This is a genomic window from Anaeromyxobacter sp. PSR-1 (assembly GCF_000964525.1).
Lineage (GTDB): Bacteria > Myxococcota > Myxococcia > Myxococcales > Anaeromyxobacteraceae > Anaeromyxobacter.
Map to the genome: position 1 here is coordinate 1 of NZ_BAZG01000332.1, position 1907 is coordinate 1907.

General features: G+C 76.0%; 2 protein-coding genes and 1 pseudogene. 1 reads left to right on the forward strand and 2 read right to left on the reverse strand.

The window, feature by feature from the left end:
* Nucleotides 1–876: dihydrolipoyllysine-residue succinyltransferase (sucB, locus tag PSR1_RS23100; protein WP_059439626.1), on the forward strand; the 876-nt coding region annotated here is incomplete at its 5' end.
* 18 nt (nucleotides 877–894) lie between these two features.
* Here the strand turns inward: sucB and PSR1_RS23105 are convergent.
* Nucleotides 895–1644 carry a DUF72 domain-containing protein gene (locus tag PSR1_RS23105; RefSeq protein ID WP_059439627.1) on the reverse strand — a complete coding sequence of 250 codons (750 nt, stop codon included), beginning with the start codon at nucleotides 1642–1644 and terminating at the stop codon, nucleotides 895–897.
* Nucleotides 1641–1907 (reverse strand): annotated as a pseudogene (locus PSR1_RS23110) (DNA ligase D); the annotation flags it as partial. The pseudogene PSR1_RS23110 and the gene PSR1_RS23105, both read right to left, overlap by 4 nt.

Consider the following 1907-nt stretch of genomic DNA (forward strand, 5'->3'; position numbering starts at 1 on the left):
GCGCCCGCCGCGCCGCCGCCGGCCGCGCCCGCCGCCGGGTTCCGCGCGCCGCCGTCGGCCCGGCGCCTGATGGCCGAGCTGGGCGTGACGCCGGAGCAGGTGATCCGCAAGGAGGACGTGGCCCGCGCGCTCGAGGCGCGCCCGGCCGCGCCCGCGGCCCCGGCCGTGGCCGGCCCGCGCGAGCGCGTGGTCGCGATGACGCCGCTGCGCCGCACGGTGGCTCGCCGGCTGGTGGAGGCGCAGCACACCGCGGCGCTGCTCACCACCTTCAACGAGGTGGACATGTCCCGGGTGCTCGCGCTCCGCGAGCAGCACGGCGAGACGTTCCTGAAGAAGCACGGCGTGAAGCTCGGCTTCATGTCCTTCTTCGTGAAGGCGTCCATCGAGGCGCTGCGCGCCTACCCCGGCGTCAACGGCGAGATCCGCGGCGACAGCATCGTCTACAAGGACCACTACGACATCGGCGTGGCGGTCGGCGGCGGCAAGGGCCTGGTGGTCCCGGTGGTCCGCGACGCCGACGCGCTCTCCTTCGCCGAGGTGGAGACGACCATCGGCGAGCTGGCGAAGAAGGCGAAGGAGAACCGCATCACGCTCGAGGACCTCGCCGGCGGCACCTTCACGATCTCCAACGGCGGCATCTACGGGTCGATGCTCTCCACGCCCATCATCAACCCGCCGCAGTCCGGCATCCTCGGCCTGCACAAGATCCAGAAGCGCGCGGTGGTGGACGCGCACGACCAGGTGGTGGTCCGGCCGATGATGTACGTCGCGCTCTCGTACGACCACCGGCTGGTGGACGGCCGCGAGGCGGTCTCCTTCCTCGTGAAGGTGAAGGAGTGCATCGAGGATCCGGAGCGGATGCTGCTGGAGGTGTGACGCGCGCGCCGCGCGCGGTCACCCACCGTGCATCCCCGCGTCCGGCGCGGGCCGCCCCGCGCCGACGAGCTCGAGCAGCGCCAGCGCGTCGCGGACCGCGTCGCCGCGCAGGTCGTTGTTGAAGTAGACCCACGCGGCGCGCCCGCGCGCCGACCAGCCGAGCAGGTCGCGCGCCACCGGCGCGAGGGCGTCGCGGCCGTAGCGCCCGTGGTACCTGCCGCTCGTGCCGTGGAAGCGCAGGTAGCGCCAGCCGCCGGTCGGGCGCGGGGGAGGGCGGGGCAGCAGGTCGTGCTCGCAGAGCGCGGCGCCGTGCGCGTCCAGCACCGCGCAGGCCTCCTCCACGTACCAGCGCGCGTCCCGCACCTCCAGCGCGTGCCGCCCCGGCGGCAGGCGCGAGAGGAAGCGGTCCAGCCGCTCCAGGTCCGGCTTCATGCCCGGCGGGAGCTGCCACAGCACCGGCCCGAGCTTCGGCCCGAGCGCGGCGAGCGGCGCGAAGAAGCGGTCGAGCCCGCGCTCCGTGTCGAGCAGCCGCTTCATGTGCGTGAGGTAGCGCGAGCCCTTCACCGCGAAGCGGAACCGGGCCGGGACCACCGCCCGCCAGCGCGCCGCCGCCTCCGCGGTGGGGAGCCGGTAGAACGTGGCGTTCAGCTCGACCGTGTCGAAGCGCTCGGCGTAGCGCGCGAGCCAGGCGCGGGCGGGGAGGTCCTCCGGGTAGAGCACGCCGCGCCAGTGGCGGTACTGGAAGCCGCTCGTGCCGATCCGGATCACCGCCGCCCCCCGCCGCGCGCCGGCTCGCCCGCCGGCGCGGCGCCCACCGCGGCCAGGTGCGCGTCGGTGAGCGGCCGGGCGGCGCGCGCGTAGCCCGCCCACGGATCGGCGCCGAGCCGCGCCAGCCGCCGCGGGACGGTCCGCGCCCCCAGCCGCTCCGGCCGCAGCCGCGGGCCCAGCTCGTCCCAGGCCACCGGCACCGACGCCGGCGCGCCCGGCCGGGCGCGCAGCGAGAACGCCGCCACCGAGGTGTTGGTCCGGTT